Here is an 18,212-nt window from a genome sequence, read left to right as displayed (position 1 = left end):
TTGAAGGGGGTCAGATAAGACCGTCGTAACGACTAAGGTCAGGTAGCTGCCGTTTGCGTCGGCCTGACGGTCGCTGTCGCGGCAATAGGGGCATTGCCGCAACTCGCCGCGCTTCGGCCTGCTTTCGGCCTTCATCACGGACGAACGCGATTAGCTCGCTGCGCAGGAGCACCGTGTGCTTTTGGTTCAGTCGAACAGCGGGAATCACACCATCATCGATCAGGCGTTTCATAGATTCCACGCCAAGCCTGAGAAACGCGGCAGCTTCTTCTAAGCCGAGAGTGACATCTGCGGACTCGATCACCATGCAGGACTCTCCCGAAATGGAACACGGGAACAAGATAGCGGGACGCGCGGAACACCGAACGATTCTTGCCTAGATGCCTTAAATTGAGAGGTATTCCAAAAAGTGGAACACTGGAACATTTGGAACACCTACGTAGCGCGCTCGTTATGCAGCCTGTTGCAAACGCAGCCCATCAAGATAGTCAGCCCACGCCGCCATCATCCGTTTGCGGTCATCGAGGTACTGAGCGGCATGCGTGTACGCCTCCCGGACTTTATTCGATTCCGCGTGCGCGAGCTGACGCTCGATGGCATCTGCATTCCACCCCATTTCGTTTAGACGGGTGGCCGCCGTGCTGCGGAATCCGTGTCCGGTCATCTCGTCCCCGGAGTACCCCATCCTCCGGAGGGCAGCGGTAATCGTGTTCTCGGACATCGGACGTGACCCCGTGCGAAGCCCCGGAAAGACATACCTGCCCGCGCCGGTAAGCGGCTTAAGCCCCCGCAGAATCTCGATTGCCTGTCGCGAAAGCGGCACCAGATGAGCGGCCTTCATCTTCATTTTCTCAGCCGGAATGCGCCAAACGGCGCCGTCCAGGTCCAGTTCCGCCCACTCGGCGTGCCGAAGCTCCCCCGGCCTGACGAATACCAGTGGCGCGAGCCGCAACGCCGCCTGTGTCACTGGCTGACCTACAAATCCATCAATAGCCCTGAGAAGTTCCCCGATTCGTACCGGATCAGTTACCGCGGCGTGGTGCTTTGCTTTCGGCGGCTTGAGAGCACCACGCAGGCTCGTCGAGGGATCGGAATCCACAAGTCCTTCGATGATTGCGTATCGGAAGACCTGACCGGCCTTAATCTTGGCCCTCTTAGCCGTTTCCAGCTTGCCCGCCTCCTCAATCTTACGGAGCACGGCCAGCAACTCGCGCGCGGTGATGTCCCGAATTGGACGATGGCCCAAATCGGGGTACAGGAAGGTATCGAAAATCCACTGGGTCTTCATGGCTGTGACCGGGGCGACCGCTTGGCGGTTTGCCCAGGCATCCGCCACAACCCGGAAGGTAGGTAAAGCGTCAGCATCCGGCGCGGCGTCGGCCATCTTTGCAGCCTTCCGCTCGGCGCCAGGGTCCGCTCCTGCGGCTAGGCGACGCTTAGCGTCAATCATGCCGTCGCGGGCCGCAGCCAAGGAGACGCCCGGATAGGCGCCAAGGGCGAGAAGCTTCTCCTTGCCACCAAAGCGGTACTTCAACCGCCACAGTTTGGACCCATTCGGGTTCAACTGTAGGTAGAGCCCTCCACCGTCCGAGACCTTCTGAGTCTTTTCGGCAGGTTTAAGCTTTTTGATTGCTAGATCGGTAAGGGGCATTGGGGGTATCGAGCCGTCACTGGCGTGGGGGTACGCCGTCCTACCCCCAGATATACCCCCATCCCTGATGTAATTTCAAGAAACACCATGCAACCATGGGAAACCTTCGGGCACAAAAAAACCCGCTAAGTAGCGGGTTTTTCTGCGGTTTTGCAACATCATGCAACGTTGCGAAACCTTCCTATGGTGCCCAAGGGGGGACTCGAACCCCCACAGCCTAAGCCGCTACCACCTCAAGGTAGTGCGTCTACCAATTCCGCCACCTGGGCATAACTTTTACAGCGTGTCGCGTGTGTCGCTGCCTTACTTCTTGGCCGGTTCGGCGGGAGCCTTGGTGGCGTCCTGCGTCGGGGCCGGAACATCGTTGTTCGCTGCCGGAGCCGGCGCCGTGGCGGCCGGGGTGTCACCATTGGCGGCGGCGGGTGCGCGGGGCACGTCCGACGCGGCCGGGGTCACCGGAGCGTTATTGGCGGGAGCGGCCGGCGTGGTAACGCCGGACATCACGCCAAGATCCGCGGCCGGCTGGGGATTGCCCGAGCGACCGAGGTAGATGCCCATGCCGAGGCTGAGCAAGAAAAACAGGGCTGCGAGGACGGCCGTGGCGCGGGTCATGAAGCTCGACGAGCCACGCGCACCGAACACCGTGGCGGAAGCACCGCCACCGAAGCCGGAACCTGCCTCCGCGCCAGCACCGCGCTGCATGAGAATCAGCACGATCATCGCCGCGGCGATCAGGATATAGAAAACGCTGAAGAGAATGAACATGTCTTCTTGGTTTGCCGTGTCGCGATTATCGCGCCGCGGCGCATATATCCAGGAAATCGGGAGCCACCAGGGCGGCGCCACCGATGAGTCCCCCGTCCACGTCCGGTTGGGCGAAAAGTTCGGCCGCATTGGCCGGCTTGACGCTTCCGCCGTAAAGCACCCGGGTCAGGAGCGAGATATTAGCATCCTTTTTTGCCAGTTGGCTACGGATGAAGGCATGAATTTTTTGCACCTTCGCCGGGGTCGCCGTCAGCCCCGTACCGATGGCCCAGACCGGTTCGTAGGCGATCACCGCCTCGCGGAACGCGCCGATGCCGTTGTGCTCCAGCACCGCGGCCAGCTGGCGGCCGATCACCTCCTCGGCCCTGCCCTCCTCGTGCTCCTCACGGGTTTCCCCCACGCAGAGGATCGGCGTGAGCCCGGCCTTGCATGCCGCCTCGAACTTCTTCGCCAGCAACGCGTCGCTTTCGTGCTGGTACTGGCGCCGCTCGGAATGGCCCACCAGGACCCACCGGGCACCCACGTCGCGCAACATGTCGCCCGCTATCTCGCCGGTATAGGCGCCCTGCACGTGGTGCTCCGAAAGGTCCTGCGCACCGAAGCCCAGGCCACGGTCGCCGTACTCGCGCGCCAGGCCGTCCAGGTACACATCGGGCGGGAAGACGACGACGTCCACGCCGTCCGGCCGGTTCTCGACGATCTCCCTGACCAGGGCGTCGGCCATGGCGCGGGAGCCATGCATCTTCCAGTTACCGGCGACCAGCTTCTTGCGCATGGGACATTCCAGGCGTGGAGAAAGGGGCGGCAGGATAACGGCGGCACCTTCCGCGGCAAAGCTGCATTGCCGCATGGAAGGCGCCGCACGCGCCGTTCACCGAGGGTAACGCATGCATCGGGCATTTGACCTGGTCGACAGCGGCTCCGATGATCCCTTCATGCATATCCTGAGAATCCTCTTCATCGCCCTCCTCCTCGCCGGCTCCGGCGGCGCGTTCGCGCAGACGGACGATTCCGGTCCCTCGCAGCAGATCGACGGCCTGCGCGGCCGCCTCGACCAGATCGAGAAGGGGATGAAGGACGACAAGATCACCGATTCGATCATCGACGACCTGCGCGGCAAGTCCGGCGACGTCGCGGGCGACGCGCAGAAACTATCCGCGTCCCTGCAGCAGAGCCGGGACGCGGCGAAGGCCCGGCTCGACCAGTTGGGGCCGCCGCCAGCCGCCGGCACCAAGGAGGACCCGGAACTCGCCGCCACGAGGAAGGACGCGCAGAAGGCGTTCGACACCGTGGATGCGCAGGTCAAACAGGCTGACGGCATCGCGCTCGAAGCCCAGCAGACGGCGAACCAGCTTTCCGACCTGCGCCGCATCCGCTTCCAGGAACTCATCTCGCAACGCACGAACTCGCCGTTGTCGCGGCCGTTCTGGTCGGAGCCGGCGGCGGCCTTTCCTCGCGACGCCGCCAACCTGCGCGACTTCGCCGGCGCGGTGAAGACCGACGTCGCCGCCAGCTGGAACGTCGGCAACCGCACGGCCCTGATCACCTGCGCGCTGCTCGGCCTGCTGCTCATGACCGGTGTCCGCTTCTACATCGAACACCGGGTGCGCCACCTGACCGCCAACCGCATGCCGCCCGGAAGGCTGCGACGCTCGGCGCTGATCCTCGGCATCGCCCTCACCTCCACGCTCACCACCGGCCTGGGCACGCAACTGCTTTACCTGGGCCTGAACTGGAACGACACCTTCAGCCAGGAGACCGACGAGATCGCGCGCACGATCGTGCAACTCGTCTTCTTCGGCGCCTTCATCGCCGGCCTCGGCAGGTCGCTGATCTCGGCGAAGCGGCCGTCATGGCGCCTGCCGGCCATTCCCGACCAGACCGCCATCGACCTGCGCCGCTTCCCGATGCTGATCTCGCTGGCGGTCGTGCTGTTCTACTTCCTCAAACAGTTGAACCACACGATCGGTACCAGCCTCGCCGCCACGGTGCTCACCAGCAGCCTGCAGGCGATCGTCTTCACCGCGCTCAGCGCGCTGGCGCTGCTGCGGCTGGGACGCACGCACCATCACGACGAAGACGGCACGCCGCCCGCGCCCCGGCCCATCTGGGCCAGCGTGCTCATCGCGGCGGCATGGATCGCCATCGTCGCGTCGTGGATCGCCTTGCTGACCGGCTTCATCTCGTTCGCCTCCTTCATGGCCGGCCAGGTGGTCTGGACGGCGATCGTGATCGCCGCGACGTATCTCGCCATGCGCCTGGTCGACGACCTGTTCGAAACGCTGCTTTCCGAAAAGGGTCCGATGAGCGCCCGCGCGCAGGCGATCTTCGGCACCCACCCCAGGCTGCTCGACCAGGCCGGCGTATTGCTTTCGGGTGTGGTCCGCCTGGGCCTTTTCCTGTTCGGCATCACCGCCGTCATGTCCGGTTTCGGCACCGGCGCGACCGACCTCCTCACGCTCGGCAGCAAGCTGCAGTCACTGAAGATCTACGACGTCGAACTGAAGCCCAGCCAGATCATCACCTCGATCGCACTGTTCTTCCTCGGCCTGCTGGCCGTGCGAGTGGTGAAGAACTGGATGTCCGAACAATACCTGCCCAGGACGAACCTCGACCCGGGCATGCGCAGTTCGCTCACCACCCTCCTCGGCTACGTCGGCATCGTCATCGTGGTGGCGATCGCCCTGCTGGCGATGGGCCTCTCCGTGCAGAACGTGACCTGGGTGGCTTCCGCGCTCTCGGTGGGCATCGGTTTCGGCCTGCAGGCGATCGTGCAGAACTTCATCTCCGGCCTGATCCTGCTCGCGGAGCGGCCGGTGAAGGTCGGCGACTGGGTGGTACTGGACGATGCGGAAGGCGATATCCGCCGCATCAACGTGCGCGCCACCGAGATCCAGGTGGCCGACCGCTCGACCATCATCGTGCCGAACTCGTCGTTCATCACCAAGCCCGTGCGCAACATGACGATGGCCAACCCGCAAGGCCGCGTGCTGATCAAGCTGCCCATGCCGCTCGACAGCGATCCGGTGGACGTACGCGAGCACATGCTGGAGGCCATGCATGCGCACGCGTCGGTACAGGAGACGCCCGCGGCCTCCGTCACGCTCGACAACATCGACCGTACGGCGATGACGTTCGTCGCCACGTGCTACGTGGGAAGCCCACGCGATGTGGGCGCCGTGAAGAGCGACCTCCTGTTCGATGTCATCGCGCGGCTGCGCGGCGCCGAGATCCCCCTGCTGCGGCCACAGGATCTCGTGCTGCGCTCGGGCGGCAACATGGGCGACCTGCTCGGCCCCACCGGCGAGGGCGCGCCGAAGGCATCGACCGATCCGGACCCGGCGAGCTGACGGACCTTACTTCGAAGCCTCGACGGGGGCCAGGCGCAGGTCCTGGAAATCGAAGCTGAAGTCGGTGAGGGGCGACACCGGCTCCATCCGCACCTCGCGCACCTTGCCGTCCGGATCGAGCGCGAAGTTCACGAAGGCGTCTCCGTTGAGCGATCGGTCATTCCAGCGGGCGATGAAGGTATCGTGCTGCCACGGCTCCAGCGTGCCGGTGAGTTGCGCCGTCTTGGTGAAGGTCATCACCAGCTTGCCACCCTGCTTCGCCACGGTGACATCGCCATACCAGGGATCGCGGTAGGTGCCGGCATAGCCCTCCAGCGGCAACGAGGGCTTCGAGCCTTTCGCACGCGCCGCTTCGTGCTTCTTCATGCTGTCGTCGGCGTCGCCTTCCATCTTCTTGACGCTGGCCGCGTACGCCGCGATCCAATCCGTCTTCGGCGCGTCCATGTATGCATCGAGCGCGCGCATCGTCACCGCCTGGAACGCGGCGCCGCTTTCCTGATTGGTCAGCACGACGATGCCGAGCTTGAGGTCGGGCACGAGGGTCAGGCGCGACACCATGCCGGGCCAGCCGCCGGTATGCCAGACGAGCTTGTGCCCGCGGTAGTCGGAGACGAACCAGCCTTCGCCGTAACCGTAGAAGTTGGGCTTCGCCGCCTTGAGCTCGGGAACATTGGGTTCGGAGATGGCGATGGGAGTGATCAACGACCACATCTCGGCCTGGCGCTTCTCGCTGAAGAGGCGTTGCTCCTTGCCGGAGGCATCGGTGTACTTGCCACCGGCCAGCTGCATGTTCATCCACTTGGACAGGTCGTGCACGCTGGTGTAGATGCCGCCCGCCGTGGGGTTGTTGCTCCACGACATCGCCGCCACCGGCTTCAGGTCCTTGAAGTCGAACTTCGCGTGGCCCGTGGCGATGTCGTCGTTCGGGCCGATGCTGTCGGGTGCGTGCGACTGCGATTCGGTCATGCCGAGCGGCACGAAGATGCGCTCGCGCACGAAGTCGGCCCATGGCTTGCCCGACACCTGCTCGATCACCAGCCCCGCCACGGCGAAGAGGATGTTGTCGTAGGCGTAGCCGGCACGGAAACTGTTGGCCAGCGGCACGTAGCGCAACCGCTGCACGACTTCCTTCGTGGAATACGAGGTGGCCGGCCAGTACAGCAGGTCGCCCGCGCCCAGGCTGAGTCCGCTGCGATGGGCGAGCAGGTCGCGCACGCGCATTTCGCGCGTCACGTACGGATCGGACATCTGGAACCACGGCAGGCGATCGATCACGCGGTCGCTCATGTCGAGCTTGTGCTCGTCGGCGAGGATCGCCAGCGAGGCGGCGGTGAAGGCCTTGGTGTTCGATGCGATCGCGAACTGCGTATGCGCGTCCACCCTGGCCGGTTCGCCGAGCTTGCGCACGCCCGAGCCCATCTCCAGCACCACCCTGCCGTCCTTGACGATCGCCACCGCGATACCCGGCACGTCGAACTGCTTGCGCGTGGCGTCCACGTAAGCATCGAAGTCGGCCAGGGCGGTCGGACGCGCGTCAGCGCTACCGGCGCTGGGTGTCGTCGCCGCGTCTTGCGCGTGCGCGGCCAGGGCGAAGACGAAACTGGTGACGCCGAAGGCGAGGAGGTGGCGAAGACGCGGCATGTCATGTCCGGTGGCGGATGAGGTGCCGGGACTATTCCACGTCGCGAGCCCCGGCGGAAGGGCTCGCCGATCGCCGACTCACGCCGAGCGCTTCTGGCTCAGGATCACGCTGCCAAGGATGATCGCGCCCGCCAGCGCCATGGTCGGCGTGAGCGCTTCACCGAGGAACATCCACGCCCAGCCCACGCCGAACAAGGGCACGAGGTAGGTCGACGTGGCGGCACGGGGTGCGCCGATACGCTGGATGAGGCGGAAGTAGAAGGCATAGGCGAGTCCCGTGCAGACCACGCCCAGCGCGATGACCGAGAGCCACGAGTTCGTCGGAATGGGCGCGTCAGGCCATGTAAGCAGGGCCAGCGGAGCCATCAGGATGGTCGCGCCCAGCAGGCAACCCGCCGCCACGGCGGTGGGCGCGATATCCGACAGGTACTTCTTGATGAGGTTGGCCGCCAGGCCATAACAGAACGACGCGGCGGCACCGGCGAGCGCCGCGGGCGCGACGTTTTCCCCCGCGGTGCGGCCACTGGCCAACACCACGACACCGACGAAGCCCGCCACGAGCGCGATCGCCTTGCGTGTGCCGATCTTTTCACCAAAACCGATAAAGGCCACCAGGGCGGCGAACAGGACCGTCATGCTATTGGCGATGGCGCCGATGCCTGCCGGTGCCCGCTCGGCACCCCAGGCGAACAAGGTGAAGGGGATGGCCGCGCTGAGCGCGCCCAACACCAGCATCTTCCACAGGTGGGCGGCACGGATCGTCTTGCGGGCGCGCAACAGCAAGGGCAACAGGATCACCGAGCCGAACAGCAAGCGCGTGGCCACCATGGGAAACGGCCCGAAATCCTTGGCCGCCACTCGCATGAAGAGGAACGAACCACCCCAGATGGCGCCGAGGGCGACAAGCTCCACCGGCGTGCGCCAGTCCCTCTCGGCAGCGGAAACGATGGATTCGATGGGGCTATCGGCGGCGGACATACGAACCTCGCTTGTGGCTGAGTCTTATTGTCGCTGGAACCGGAGGCCGCACAAGCGCATCCTTTGCAAGCCAGCCTCTCATTTGATTCATCCCTACGATGCGCTCCGCCCTGCTCCCCGCCCTCGCCGCCTTCGCCTCCGCCGCCCGGCACCAGAACTTCGCCCATGCGGCCGAGGAACTGCACCTCACCGCCAGCGCGGTGAGCCATCACGTGCGCAAGCTGGAGACAGCGCTCGGGGTGAGCCTGTTCCAGCGCCATGCGCGTGGGGTGGCCCTGACTCCTGAAGGACGCTTGCTGGCCGACGCCGCAGGCTCGGCCCTGGCCGAGGTCGAGTCGGTGCTCGACAGCCTGCGTCAGCATCGTCGTGACAACGGGCTGCGCCTGAGCGTCTTGCCCTCGCTGGCGGCCAACTGGCTCACGCCTCGTCTGCGCCGGTTCGTCGATGCGCATCCCACGGTGCGGTTGTCGATCGATACCGATCGCTCCCTCGTGCGCTTCGACGAGGGCGGCCCGGACCTCGGGCTCCGCTATGGCCTCGGCCAATGGCCCGGCCTGACCTCGCGCTTCCTCATGGACGACTCGTTGCAACCCCTGGCGTCGCCGGAACTGGCATCGCGGGTGCGGTCCGCCGAGGATGTCGCCGACCTGCCCCTTCTCACCGATATCGCGCCCGAGGGCTGGCGCGAGTGGTTCCGCGCCGCCGGTGTCCGCTATCCGCGTGGCGGCACGATGCATACGATCAGCGATTCGGCCGACGGCTTGAACGCCGCGGCGGCGGGACTGGGCGCGGTGCTCGCGCGCACGCGGCTCGCCGCCGCGCATCTTGCCCACGGCCGGCTGGTTCGCCTGCCGGGGCCGGAATTGCCGACGCGATATGCGTACTACCTGGTCCATTCCGCGCACCGCCCGCCGTCGGCGGCGGCGCTGGCGTTCATCGGCTGGATCGAGCGGGAGGCGCAGGAACCGCGGGGCTGAAGAGCATCGCCGACAGGATCGGCTCCCACGCTATCGCCGCTGAAGCGGCTCCCACAAAAGGGCTTCCGAAGGTCTGAAACCTTCCTGACGTCCGCTTGGGAATGAGACGAGGCAATGTGGGAGCCACTTCAGCGGCGACAGCGGCAGCCGATACCTACTCGACGCCGACGAAACCGCCGGTCTGGTGGGCCCACAACCGCGCATACAAGCCGCCGCGCGCGATCAACTCCGCATGCGTGCCGGTCTCCACGATCGCGCCATGCTCCATCACCACCAGCCGGTCCATCTTCGCGATGGTCGAGAGACGATGCGCGATGGCGATCACCGTCTTGCCGCGCATCAAGGTCTCCAGGCTTTCCTGGATGGCCGCCTCGGCCTCGGAATCCAGTGCCGAGGTGGCTTCATCGAGCACGAGGATCGGCGCGTCCTTCAACAACACACGCGCGATCGCGATCCGCTGGCGCTGGCCGCCGGACAACTTGACGCCCCGCTCGCCCGCATGGGCGTCGTAGCCGGTGCGCCCCTCGCCGTCGGACAGGCCCGGGATGAATTCGTCGGCGCGCGCCTGGCGCACCGCCTCGGCCATCTCGGCGTCGCTGGCATCCGGCCGTCCATACAGCAGGTTGTCGCGGATGGACCGGTGCAACAGCGACGTGTCCTGCGTGACCACGCCGATGCTGGAACGCAGCGACTCCTGCGTGACCCTGGCGATGTCCTGGCCATCGATGAAGATGTGGCCGTCCTCGAGGTCGTACAGGCGCAGCAACACGTTGACCAGGGTGGACTTGCCCGCACCGGAAGGACCGACCAGGCCGATCTTCTCGCCGGGACGGACGATAAGGTCCAGGCCACCGATGATGCCGCCGGCCTTGCCGTAGTGGAAATGGATGTTGTCGAAACGGACCTCCCCCTTCGTCACGCGAAGGGGAAGCGCGTCGTCGCGGTCCACCACGGTGCGCTCCTGGGCCAGGGTGGTGATGCCGTCCTGCACCGTGCCCACGTTGTCGAAGATGCCGTTGACCACCCACATGATCCAGCCGGACATGTTGTTGATGCGGATCACCAGGCCCACGGCGAGGGCCACCTGCCCCGTGGAGACGGTGCCGCGCGACCAGAGCCACAGCGCCAGCAGGCTCGTGCCCGCGATGAGCAGCCCGTTGAGCGAGGTGATGGAGACATCCATCGACGTGATCATGCGACTGGAGGAACGCACCTTGTCGGTCTGCTCCTGCATCGCTTCCTTCGCATACGCTTCTTCACGATGCGTGTGCGCGAAGAGCTTCAACGTCATCACGTTGCTGTAGCCGTCGACGATGCGGCCCATCAGCTTGGAACGCGCTTCGGAAGCTTTCCACGAGCGTTCCTTCACCCTGGGGACGAAGAACACCAGCATGCCGATGTATCCCGCGATCCACAGCACCAGCGGCAGGGCCAGCCAGACGTCGGCCTTGGCGAACAGATAGATCGAGGTGCCCGCATAGACGCTCACGTACCACAAGGCGTCGACCACCTGCACCGCGGACTCGCGCAGTGCCGGCGCCGTCTGCATGATGCGGTTGGCGATGCGGCCGGCGAAATCGTTCTGGAAGAACGACAGGCTTTGCTTGAGCACGTAGCGGTGGTGTTGCCAGCGGACCATGTTGGTCATGCCGGGACTGAGCGTCTGGTTCACCAGGAGGTCGTGCAGGCCCATCGTCAGCGGCCGCAAGATCACCACGACGAACCCCATCCAGGCCAGCGTGCGCCAGTGGGTCTGGAAGAACACCGCCGCGGGCGTCTTCTGCGCCATGTCGACCACCCGGCCGAGGAAGTCGAACAGCGCCACCTCGATCAAGGCCACGGCCAACCCCACGACCAGGGCGGCGGCGAATACCTTCCACACCTGGCGCAGGTAATAGGCGTAGAAGCGCACGACGCCCTTGGGCGGGGCGCGGTCGGGCGCCTCGCGGAAGATGTCGATGAGGGATTCGAACCAGCGGAAGATCATCCGCCGATTGTAGTCCGAGTCGACGCGCACGGCATGTGCAGGGGAATGGAGCCGCCCGGATCAGCCCGCGGCGCGCGGCACCGGCGTGTTGAGCAACTGCTGCTCCCAGAGGTAGGCGATGCCGCTACCGGCGACATGCTGCTTGAGCACCTCGGTCAACTCGGCGGCATGCTCGGTCCGGGCCCAGTCACGCTGCCATTCGGACGCCAGCGCCAGCCAGGTCATCATGTTCGCACCGGCCGCGATCATGCGCTGGATGGCGACCTCGTGCGCTTCGACCGAGGTGCCTCCGGACGCATCGGTGATGACCGTCACGTCCCAGCCCTCGCCAAGCGCCTGGATCACCGGCATCGCGACGCAAACCTCGGTCCAGAGGCCGGCGATGATCAGCTGCTTGCGACCCGTCGCCTTGACCGCATCCACCACCTTCCGGTCTTCCCAGGTGTTGATGAACGTCCGGTCGATCACTTCCTGGCCAGGGAACACATCGGTGATGTGCGGAAAGATGAGACCACCCCGCTCCGCGATCACACTCGTCAGGATGGTGGGAACGCCGAAGGCCTTGGCGACCTTCGCCAACGCGGCCGAGTTGTTGACCACGGCATGCGGATCATGGCTGTTCAGGTTCGCCAATTGATAGGGCTGGTGATCGATCAGAACGAGTACCGAGTCTTCGGGACGAAGAAGCGAAGCGAGGCCGTTACGAAACGTCATGGATACATCCTTTGCTACCGTTACGGGTGAGGTGGGTGTGCACGGGCAAACCTTGCCACTCCCATGGGGGATGCGGTAGCGCCATCCTGCGTCGAGCTGTGTCGCAAGATGGGGAACGCCGAATTGGATATCTTTATGTCACGCTGTGTCGCGACATCGGGAAGGTCACGTTGGACATCGAAGAGCTGCGCACATTCGTGGAAGTCGCCGACGCCGGGGGCGTCTCACCCGCCGCGCGCCGGCTTGGCGTCTCCAAGTCGATCGTCAGTCGGCGGCTCGGCCGTCTTGAAGCCGAACTCGGCGTCCAGTTGCTTGCGCGAACCACCCGCGGCGCCGCCCTCACCGAAGCCGGGGTCACGTTTCGAGACCATGCAGCCAGGGCCTGCGCCGAGATCGACCTGGCCAGGGAAACGATGTTTCCCGAAGGGGATCTTCGCGGCCGCTTGCGCATCGCCGCGCCGCTTTCTTTCGGCCCGACCCACTTCGCTTCCGTGCTCGCGGCAATGGCACGACGCCATCCGAAGCTCCACATCCATACCTCCTATAGCGATCACTTCGTCGATATCGTCGCGGAGGGATTTGATTGCGCGATCCGGGTCGGCTACCTCGAGGACTCCAGCTTGATCGCAAGATGCGTCGGGCCGCTTTATGGAAAGCTCGTCGCTAGCCCGGACTATGTCAAAGCGCACGGCTCGCCGGAGACCCCGGCGGAACTCGCCGACCATGAAGCCCTCATGCAGGGAACGGAAGCCTGGCAGTTCATGGATGGCGACGAGGTCGTCACGGTCCAGCCACGGGGGCGCTTCAAGGCCGACAACGGTCCGGCGCTCATTGCCGCCACCATCGCGGGACTCGGCATCGCCTGGCTTCCCGATGGCCTCACCCATGAGCATGTGGCCTCGGGCGCCCTCGTACCGGTCATGACACGTTATCCACCACCTCCGGCGGGTATTTATGTCGTTCGCCCGCCAAGTCAGCACCCCGCAAGGAAGGTACGGGTGCTCACCGAGTTGTTGATCGAGTGTTTCGAACAAGCCCGTTTCAGGTGAACCCGCATACGGTCAGGGCAGCCGTCCGTCGCCGCTGAAGCGGCTCCCGGGGAGGGTGCGATCGAGCGCGACGAAGGCCGTGCCCAGTACAAGGAAGACGGCACCGACCAGCAAGACGTTCACCAGCGCCATCGCGTAGCCGAGGCGATCCACGTCCAGGAAGGGATACGGGTATTCGTGGACGATCGCGCCGCGGACGAAGGTCCACAGGGCGAACGACAGCGGGAACCACAGCCAGCGCAGGGCGTCACGCCACACCAGCGTCCCGTGCGGGAGCAACGCGATCCACCACACGAGGTACAGCACCGGCACCACGTAGTGCAATGCCCTGTCCGCCACGAGTTGCGGGCCCAGCGGCTCCCATGTCGACTGCAGCACGGTCGCATAGACCAGGCAGGTGACCATGATCGACACCGCGGCAAGCCCGCGAACCCGTGGACGGCGCCAGAACGCCAGAGGCCCCCAATTGCCTCCCATCGCCGCAGACGCGGCCACCAGTCCCACCAGCACGTTGGAAAGGATGGTGAAGAAGCTGAAGAAGCGAAGCAGCGCCAGCCCCTCGAAGCCGGACCACATCATCAGCCAGTACTGCAAGACGAGCGCCGGCCACGCCACCGCGGCGACAACGATGGCGAAGAGATTGGAGAACGCCGTGACGCGTGGGGACACCGGCGCGCCTCCGTCAACGTGGCCAGGTATCGTTCGAACGGTCGCGATCGGGGATCGCGTGATCCGGATCGATCTGGGCGCGCACCACCTTGCCCCCGCCAGGCACGCTCACCTCGAAGCTCTTGTGCTGCTGCCAGGTCTCCACGGGCACGCGGATATCGCGTGTCGTCTTGTCGTCGAAGGTGACGCGAAGCGTTGCCGGCATGACGAGCTGGTCGCGATTTTCCACGGTGACGTTCGACCCGTCGATCTTGGTGACGGCCATGTCCAGCTGCCAGTTGTTTTCGAACCAGCCGCGCCAGAACCAGCCCAGGTCCTCGCCCGTCTCGCTCTCCATCAGGCGGAAGAAATCCGAGGGCGAGGGATGCTTGTACGCCCAGGTGGCGATGTACTTGCGGAAGGCCGGATCGAAGCGTTCCGGACCCACGATCTGTTCGCGCAGCAGGACAAGGCCGAGCGCCGCCTTGAAGTAGGTCGCCGGGTGGCGGTACTTCTCCTTGACCATGTCGGCGCCCATCAGCAGCGGCGGCGCGTCCGCGTCGGCCAGCAGGGGCAGGATCTCGTCGACGGGATTGCCGCCCTTCGGGGCGTACTCGCCATCGCGCTTGGGCGCGAATTCCCCATGGTTGAAGGCGTCGGCTTCATATACGTCGATGAACGTGTTGAACCCTTCGTCCATCCACGCGTTGCGACGCTCGTCGCTGCCGACGATCATCGGAAACCAGGTATGGCCGATCTCGTGCGCGGTGACCATGTGCAGCGCCTTGGCCGGCGCCTTCATCGGGTCGAAGACGATGCCCGGATACTCCATGCCGCTCGCCGCCGAACCCGCTTCGTTGATCGCCACCGGATACGGATACGGGTACCACTTGCTGGAAAAATGCTCCACGGACGCCTTCAGGTATTCGGTGGAACGCCCCCAACTCGCGTCACCGACGCTTTCCACCGGGTAGACCGACATGGCCAGCGCTTTCTTGCCTTCCGGCAGGTTGATCCGTGCCGCATCCCATACATAAGCGGTCGACGCGCCGAAGGCCACGTCGCGGGTGTTCCGCATGCGGAACTTCCAGGTGAGCGTGCCGCCCTTCTTCGGCCGGCTGGCGGGGTCGGTCACGTCGGCGGGCGTCCGGATCATTACCGTCTTGTCGCTTTCGCGCGCCTTGGCCAGGCGCTCGCGCTGCGTGGCGGTGAGCACATCCTCAGCGTTCACCAGTTCGCCCGATCCGGCGACGATCATGTCCGAAGGCACGGTGACGGCGTAGTTGAAATCGCCGTACTCCAGGTAGAACTCGCTGTTGAGGTAGGGCGCCGTGTCCCAGCCGCGCAGGTCGTCGTAGACGCACATGCGCGGATACCACTGCGCCATCTCGTAGATGTTGCCGTTCTTCGACGGCGCGAAGCCCGTGCGGCCGCCGAAGTCGCCAGGAAGGTCGTAGGAATATGCGATCGTCAACGAGACCTTGCCACCATGCGCCGGCACGGCCACCGGCAGCCTCACCTGCATGCGCGTATCGCTGACGACGTGGTTCACGGCGACCTCCCGGCCACCCTGCTCCACCGTCACCGAGGCGATGCGATAGCCGTCGGTATGGCGCTTCTCCGCCTTGCCCGAGGTGAAATTGCCGCGGGCATCGGCCGTGAAGCGATTTTCGTCCAGTTGCAGCCACAGCACGTCCAGCGCGTCCGGGCTGTTGTTCGTGTAATGGATGGTCGCCTTGCCCGTCATGGTGTTCTTGACCGGGTCGAGCGTGGCGGCGAGATCGTAGTCCGCACGGTTCTGCCAGAACAGGGGGCCGGGCACGCCGCTACCCGAACGGTATGCATTCACGGGTTGCGGATAAGTGAACGGAGCGAAGGTCTCGCGCGGATCGAAGGTGGCGGCCGTGGCGCCCAGCGCCCCCGCGAGGGCGACGGCGGCAAGCGACAGGCGGGCAACGTTTTTCATCGGGGACACCCAAGGGACGACCCCTGAGCGTAACCGGCAAACGAAGCCCGGCTCTACCCTGCCGAAAGTCAGGCCGGCGAAGGACGGACGCGGCCACCGCATGACGAAAGCGGTCGACTTACGCGGCGTCAAAACGCACTATTGGCGGAGCCATCCTTGGCTGGACCTCCACGCGGGCCGTGCCAGCGGGCCAGGAAACGCACACATCCGGACCCTTCCGCCCGCTTACATCCCTAGGTATACCTTGCATCCCGCGTGGACATCCGCATATTCCCCACGTTCCATACATCGAGGACCCCACGCATGAAAATCGGTTTGATCGGACTGGGCCGCATGGGCGGCAATATCGCCCGCCGCCTGATGAGGGACGGTCACCAGACCGTGGTGTACGACAACAATCCCGACGCCCGCGCGGCGCTCGCGAAGGACGGCGGTGAAGCCGTCGAGTCGTTGGAAGCCCTTGTAAAGGCGTTGCCCTCGCCCCGCGTCGTGTGGGTCATGCTGCCCGCGGGTGAGATCACCGAGACCACCATCGCCAAGATCAGCGACCTGATGGGCAAGGACGACATCGTCATCGACGGTGGCAACACCTTCTACAAGGACGACGCCCGCCGCGCCGAGACCCTGGCCGCCAAGGGCCAGCATTATGTCGACGTCGGCACCTCCGGCGGCGTGTGGGGCCTTGAGCGTGGCTACTGCATGATGATCGGCGGCGACAAGCAGACCGTCGACTACCTCGACCCCATCTTCAAGACCCTCGCACCGGGCGCCGGCGACATCCCGCGTACCGAAGGCCGCGAAGGCCGCGATCCCCGCGTCGAGAACGGCTACATGCATGCCGGCCCGGCGGGTGCGGGCCACTTCGTCAAGATGATCCACAACGGCATCGAGTACGGCATGATGCAATCGTTCGCGGAAGGCTTCGACATCCTGAAGAACCGCAACGCCGAATACCTGCCCGAGCGCGAGCGCTACTCGCTCGACATGGCCGACATCGCCGAAGTCTGGCGCCGTGGCAGCGTGGTGTCCTCCTGGCTGCTCGACCTCACCGCCAGCGCCCTGGCCAAGGGTCCGGAGCTGGACAACTACTCCGGCTACGTCGACGACTCCGGTGAAGGCCGCTGGACGATCAACGCCGCCATCGAGGAAGCCGTCCCCGCCGAGGTGCTCACCTCCGCGCTGTTCGCCCGCTTCCGCTCGCGGCAGGACCACACCTATGCGGAGCGCCTGCTGTCGGCGATGCGCATGGGCTTCGGTGGCCATATCGAAGGTCGCGGCAAGCCGCCGAAGGAAGGCGAACACTCCTGAGCGGGCGATCGCATGAGTGAATGATCCTGGTGGGAGCTCCTTGTTTGTGGGAGCTCCTTCTTTGTGGGAGCCGCTTTAGCGGCGATGGGTGCTTGCCTCACCCTGGCCCGCTGCCGCGGGATCGCCGACAAGGTCGGCTCCCACCAGGTCTATTCCTAACCCACCAGGTCTATTCCTGACTGGTCTACCCGACGCTGTTGTGGGAGCCGCTTCAGCGGCGATGGGTGACAGTCAGGATTCGCCGTCCAGTTCGCGCAGGCGCTCGCGCCAGCTTTCCGGCGTCTGCGGCTTGATGAACAACGCCACGATCGGCAGCTTCGCTTCCTTCGTCCGCGCCTCGATCGTCCGCACGCACTGCTCGATCTCCACCGTGGTCAGGCGGTCGTCGAAGGCGGCCGACAGCGCCACCAGCACATGGTCGGGTCCCACCTGCACGGTGAGCACGCCGTTGACCGCTTCCACGCCTTCCACTTTTCCGGCGATGCCACACACGTCGGCGAGCAGGTGCGGCTGCGCGGGCTCGCCAATGAGCAGGGCCTTGCTCTCCCGCGCCAGCATCGCCGAGGCCAGCGCCAGCACCACCGCGATACCGATGGAAGCCCAGCCGTCGATGCGCGGATCGTTCAGTGCATGCGACAGGTACACGCCGATCGCCGCGATGGCGAGGCCGATCAGCGCGGCACTGTCCTCGAACAGCACGGAGAACGTCGTCGGGTCCTTCGTGCTGCGGAAGGCCTCGAAGTAGCCGAGCTTGCCCTTCTTCCGCTGCACGCTCTTGAGCGACAGCCACCAGGACGCGCCTTCGAAGAGCACACCGACCGCGAGCACAATGTAGTTCAGCGTGGGGTCGCGCAGCGGTTCCGGGGAAAGAATGTGATTGACACCCTCGTACAGCGAAAAGCCCGCGCCGAGCGCCAGCACCAGCAAGGCGACGATGAAGCTCCAGAAATACAGCTCCCTCCCGAAACCCAGCGGATGCTGCCGGTCGGGCCGCCGCTGCGAGCGGCGAAGTCCATATAGCAGCAGGACCTCGTTGACGCTGTCGACCAGCGAATGCACGCCTTCGGAGAGCATGGCGGAGCTGCCGCTGACCGCCGCCGCGACGAACTTCGCGATGGCGATGCCGACGTTGGCCGCGAGCGCGGCATGGACGACGAGTCGTGAACTGTGGGCCATGA

15 protein-coding genes and 1 tRNA gene are annotated in these 18,212 nt (G+C 65.2%); 4 read left to right on the top strand and 12 right to left on the bottom strand.

The window, feature by feature from the left end; all coding sequences use genetic code 11:
• Positions 1-10: 10 nt before the first annotated feature.
• From ACR9Y6_RS03440 to tpiA, 5 genes are all read right to left on the bottom strand, one after another.
• Positions 11-307, bottom strand: a complete 297-nt coding sequence (locus tag ACR9Y6_RS03440; RefSeq protein WP_481280003.1) for a helix-turn-helix domain-containing protein — start codon at positions 305-307, stop codon at positions 11-13.
• A gap of 144 nt (positions 308-451) precedes the next feature.
• Positions 452-1,651 (bottom strand): tyrosine-type recombinase/integrase, encoded by a 1,200-nt coding sequence (locus ACR9Y6_RS03435; protein ID WP_481280002.1) that lies wholly within the window; start codon positions 1,649-1,651, stop codon positions 452-454.
• A gap of 184 nt (positions 1,652-1,835) precedes the next feature.
• Positions 1,836-1,920 (bottom strand) — tRNA-Leu (locus ACR9Y6_RS03430).
• A gap of 34 nt (positions 1,921-1,954) precedes the next feature.
• Positions 1,955-2,416 carry a preprotein translocase subunit SecG gene (secG, locus tag ACR9Y6_RS03425; RefSeq protein ID WP_481280001.1) on the bottom strand — a complete coding sequence of 154 codons (462 nt, stop codon included), beginning with the start codon at positions 2,414-2,416 and terminating at the stop codon, positions 1,955-1,957.
• Positions 2,417-2,441: 25 nt separating this feature from the next.
• Positions 2,442-3,191, bottom strand: coding sequence for a triose-phosphate isomerase (gene tpiA / locus ACR9Y6_RS03420; RefSeq protein ID WP_481280000.1), 750 nt, complete (start codon positions 3,189-3,191; stop codon positions 2,442-2,444).
• 160 nt (positions 3,192-3,351) lie between these two features.
• On the opposite strand from tpiA, the gene ACR9Y6_RS03415 reads away from it, so the two are divergent.
• Entirely contained in the window at positions 3,352-5,766 is a 2,415-nt protein-coding gene (locus ACR9Y6_RS03415; protein ID WP_481279999.1) for a DUF3772 domain-containing protein, read from the top strand.
• Between the two features lie 6 nt (positions 5,767-5,772).
• Here the strand turns inward: ACR9Y6_RS03415 and ACR9Y6_RS03410 are convergent, their stop codons facing one another.
• Positions 5,773-7,407, bottom strand: coding sequence for a serine hydrolase (locus ACR9Y6_RS03410; RefSeq protein ID WP_481279998.1), 1,635 nt, complete (start codon positions 7,405-7,407; stop codon positions 5,773-5,775).
• A 78-nt stretch (positions 7,408-7,485) separates the two neighbouring features.
• Positions 7,486-8,385 carry a DMT family transporter gene (locus ACR9Y6_RS03405; RefSeq protein ID WP_481279997.1) on the bottom strand — a complete coding sequence of 300 codons (900 nt, stop codon included), beginning with the start codon at positions 8,383-8,385 and terminating at the stop codon, positions 7,486-7,488.
• 98 nt (positions 8,386-8,483) lie between these two features.
• On the opposite strand from ACR9Y6_RS03405, the gene ACR9Y6_RS03400 reads away from it, so the two are divergent.
• Positions 8,484-9,362 carry a LysR substrate-binding domain-containing protein gene (locus tag ACR9Y6_RS03400; protein ID WP_481279996.1) on the top strand — a complete coding sequence of 293 codons (879 nt, stop codon included), beginning with the start codon at positions 8,484-8,486 and terminating at the stop codon, positions 9,360-9,362.
• 154 nt (positions 9,363-9,516) lie between these two features.
• Here ACR9Y6_RS03400 and ACR9Y6_RS03395 read toward each other — a convergent pair whose 3' ends face one another.
• Together ACR9Y6_RS03395 and ACR9Y6_RS03390 are read right to left on the bottom strand one after the other, a co-directional pair.
• The gene (locus tag ACR9Y6_RS03395; protein ID WP_481282681.1) at positions 9,517-11,349 is read right to left on the bottom strand and encodes an ABC transporter ATP-binding protein; all 1,833 of its coding nucleotides are present in this window, start codon (positions 11,347-11,349) and stop codon (positions 9,517-9,519) included.
• A 60-nt stretch (positions 11,350-11,409) separates the two neighbouring features.
• Complete coding sequence (locus ACR9Y6_RS03390; protein WP_481279995.1) at positions 11,410-12,063, bottom strand: hydrolase; 654 nt, start codon at positions 12,061-12,063, stop codon at positions 11,410-11,412.
• Positions 12,064-12,098: 35 nt separating this feature from the next.
• Between ACR9Y6_RS03390 and ACR9Y6_RS03385 the strand changes: the two genes are divergently transcribed.
• A complete protein-coding gene (locus tag ACR9Y6_RS03385) occupies positions 12,099-13,112 on the top strand; it encodes a LysR family transcriptional regulator (RefSeq protein ID WP_481279994.1) in 1,014 nt (337 codons plus the stop codon).
• Positions 13,113-13,124: 12 nt separating this feature from the next.
• On the opposite strand, the gene ACR9Y6_RS03380 is transcribed toward ACR9Y6_RS03385, so the two are convergent.
• Together ACR9Y6_RS03380 and ACR9Y6_RS03375 are read right to left on the bottom strand one after the other, a co-directional pair.
• A complete protein-coding gene (locus ACR9Y6_RS03380) occupies positions 13,125-13,781 on the bottom strand; it encodes a Pr6Pr family membrane protein (RefSeq protein ID WP_481279993.1) in 657 nt (218 codons plus the stop codon).
• A 13-nt stretch (positions 13,782-13,794) separates the two neighbouring features.
• Positions 13,795-15,726 carry a M1 family metallopeptidase gene (locus tag ACR9Y6_RS03375; RefSeq protein WP_481279992.1) on the bottom strand — a complete coding sequence of 644 codons (1,932 nt, stop codon included), beginning with the start codon at positions 15,724-15,726 and terminating at the stop codon, positions 13,795-13,797.
• Positions 15,727-15,993: 267 nt separating this feature from the next.
• Between ACR9Y6_RS03375 and gnd the strand changes: the two genes are divergently transcribed.
• A complete protein-coding gene (gene gnd / locus ACR9Y6_RS03370; RefSeq protein ID WP_481282680.1) occupies positions 15,994-17,034 on the top strand; it encodes a phosphogluconate dehydrogenase (NAD(+)-dependent, decarboxylating) in 1,041 nt (346 codons plus the stop codon).
• Positions 17,035-17,265: 231 nt separating this feature from the next.
• Here the strand turns inward: gnd and ACR9Y6_RS03365 are convergent, their stop codons facing one another.
• Positions 17,266-18,210, bottom strand: coding sequence for a cation diffusion facilitator family transporter (locus ACR9Y6_RS03365; RefSeq protein WP_481279991.1), 945 nt, complete (start codon positions 18,208-18,210; stop codon positions 17,266-17,268).
• Positions 18,211-18,212 lie beyond the last annotated feature (2 nt).

It is taken from the genome of Luteibacter sp. TLI7-4A (assembly GCF_056754745.1).
The sequence above is the reverse complement of the archived record's forward strand: the minus strand, read 5'-3'. Positions and strand labels throughout refer to the sequence as shown.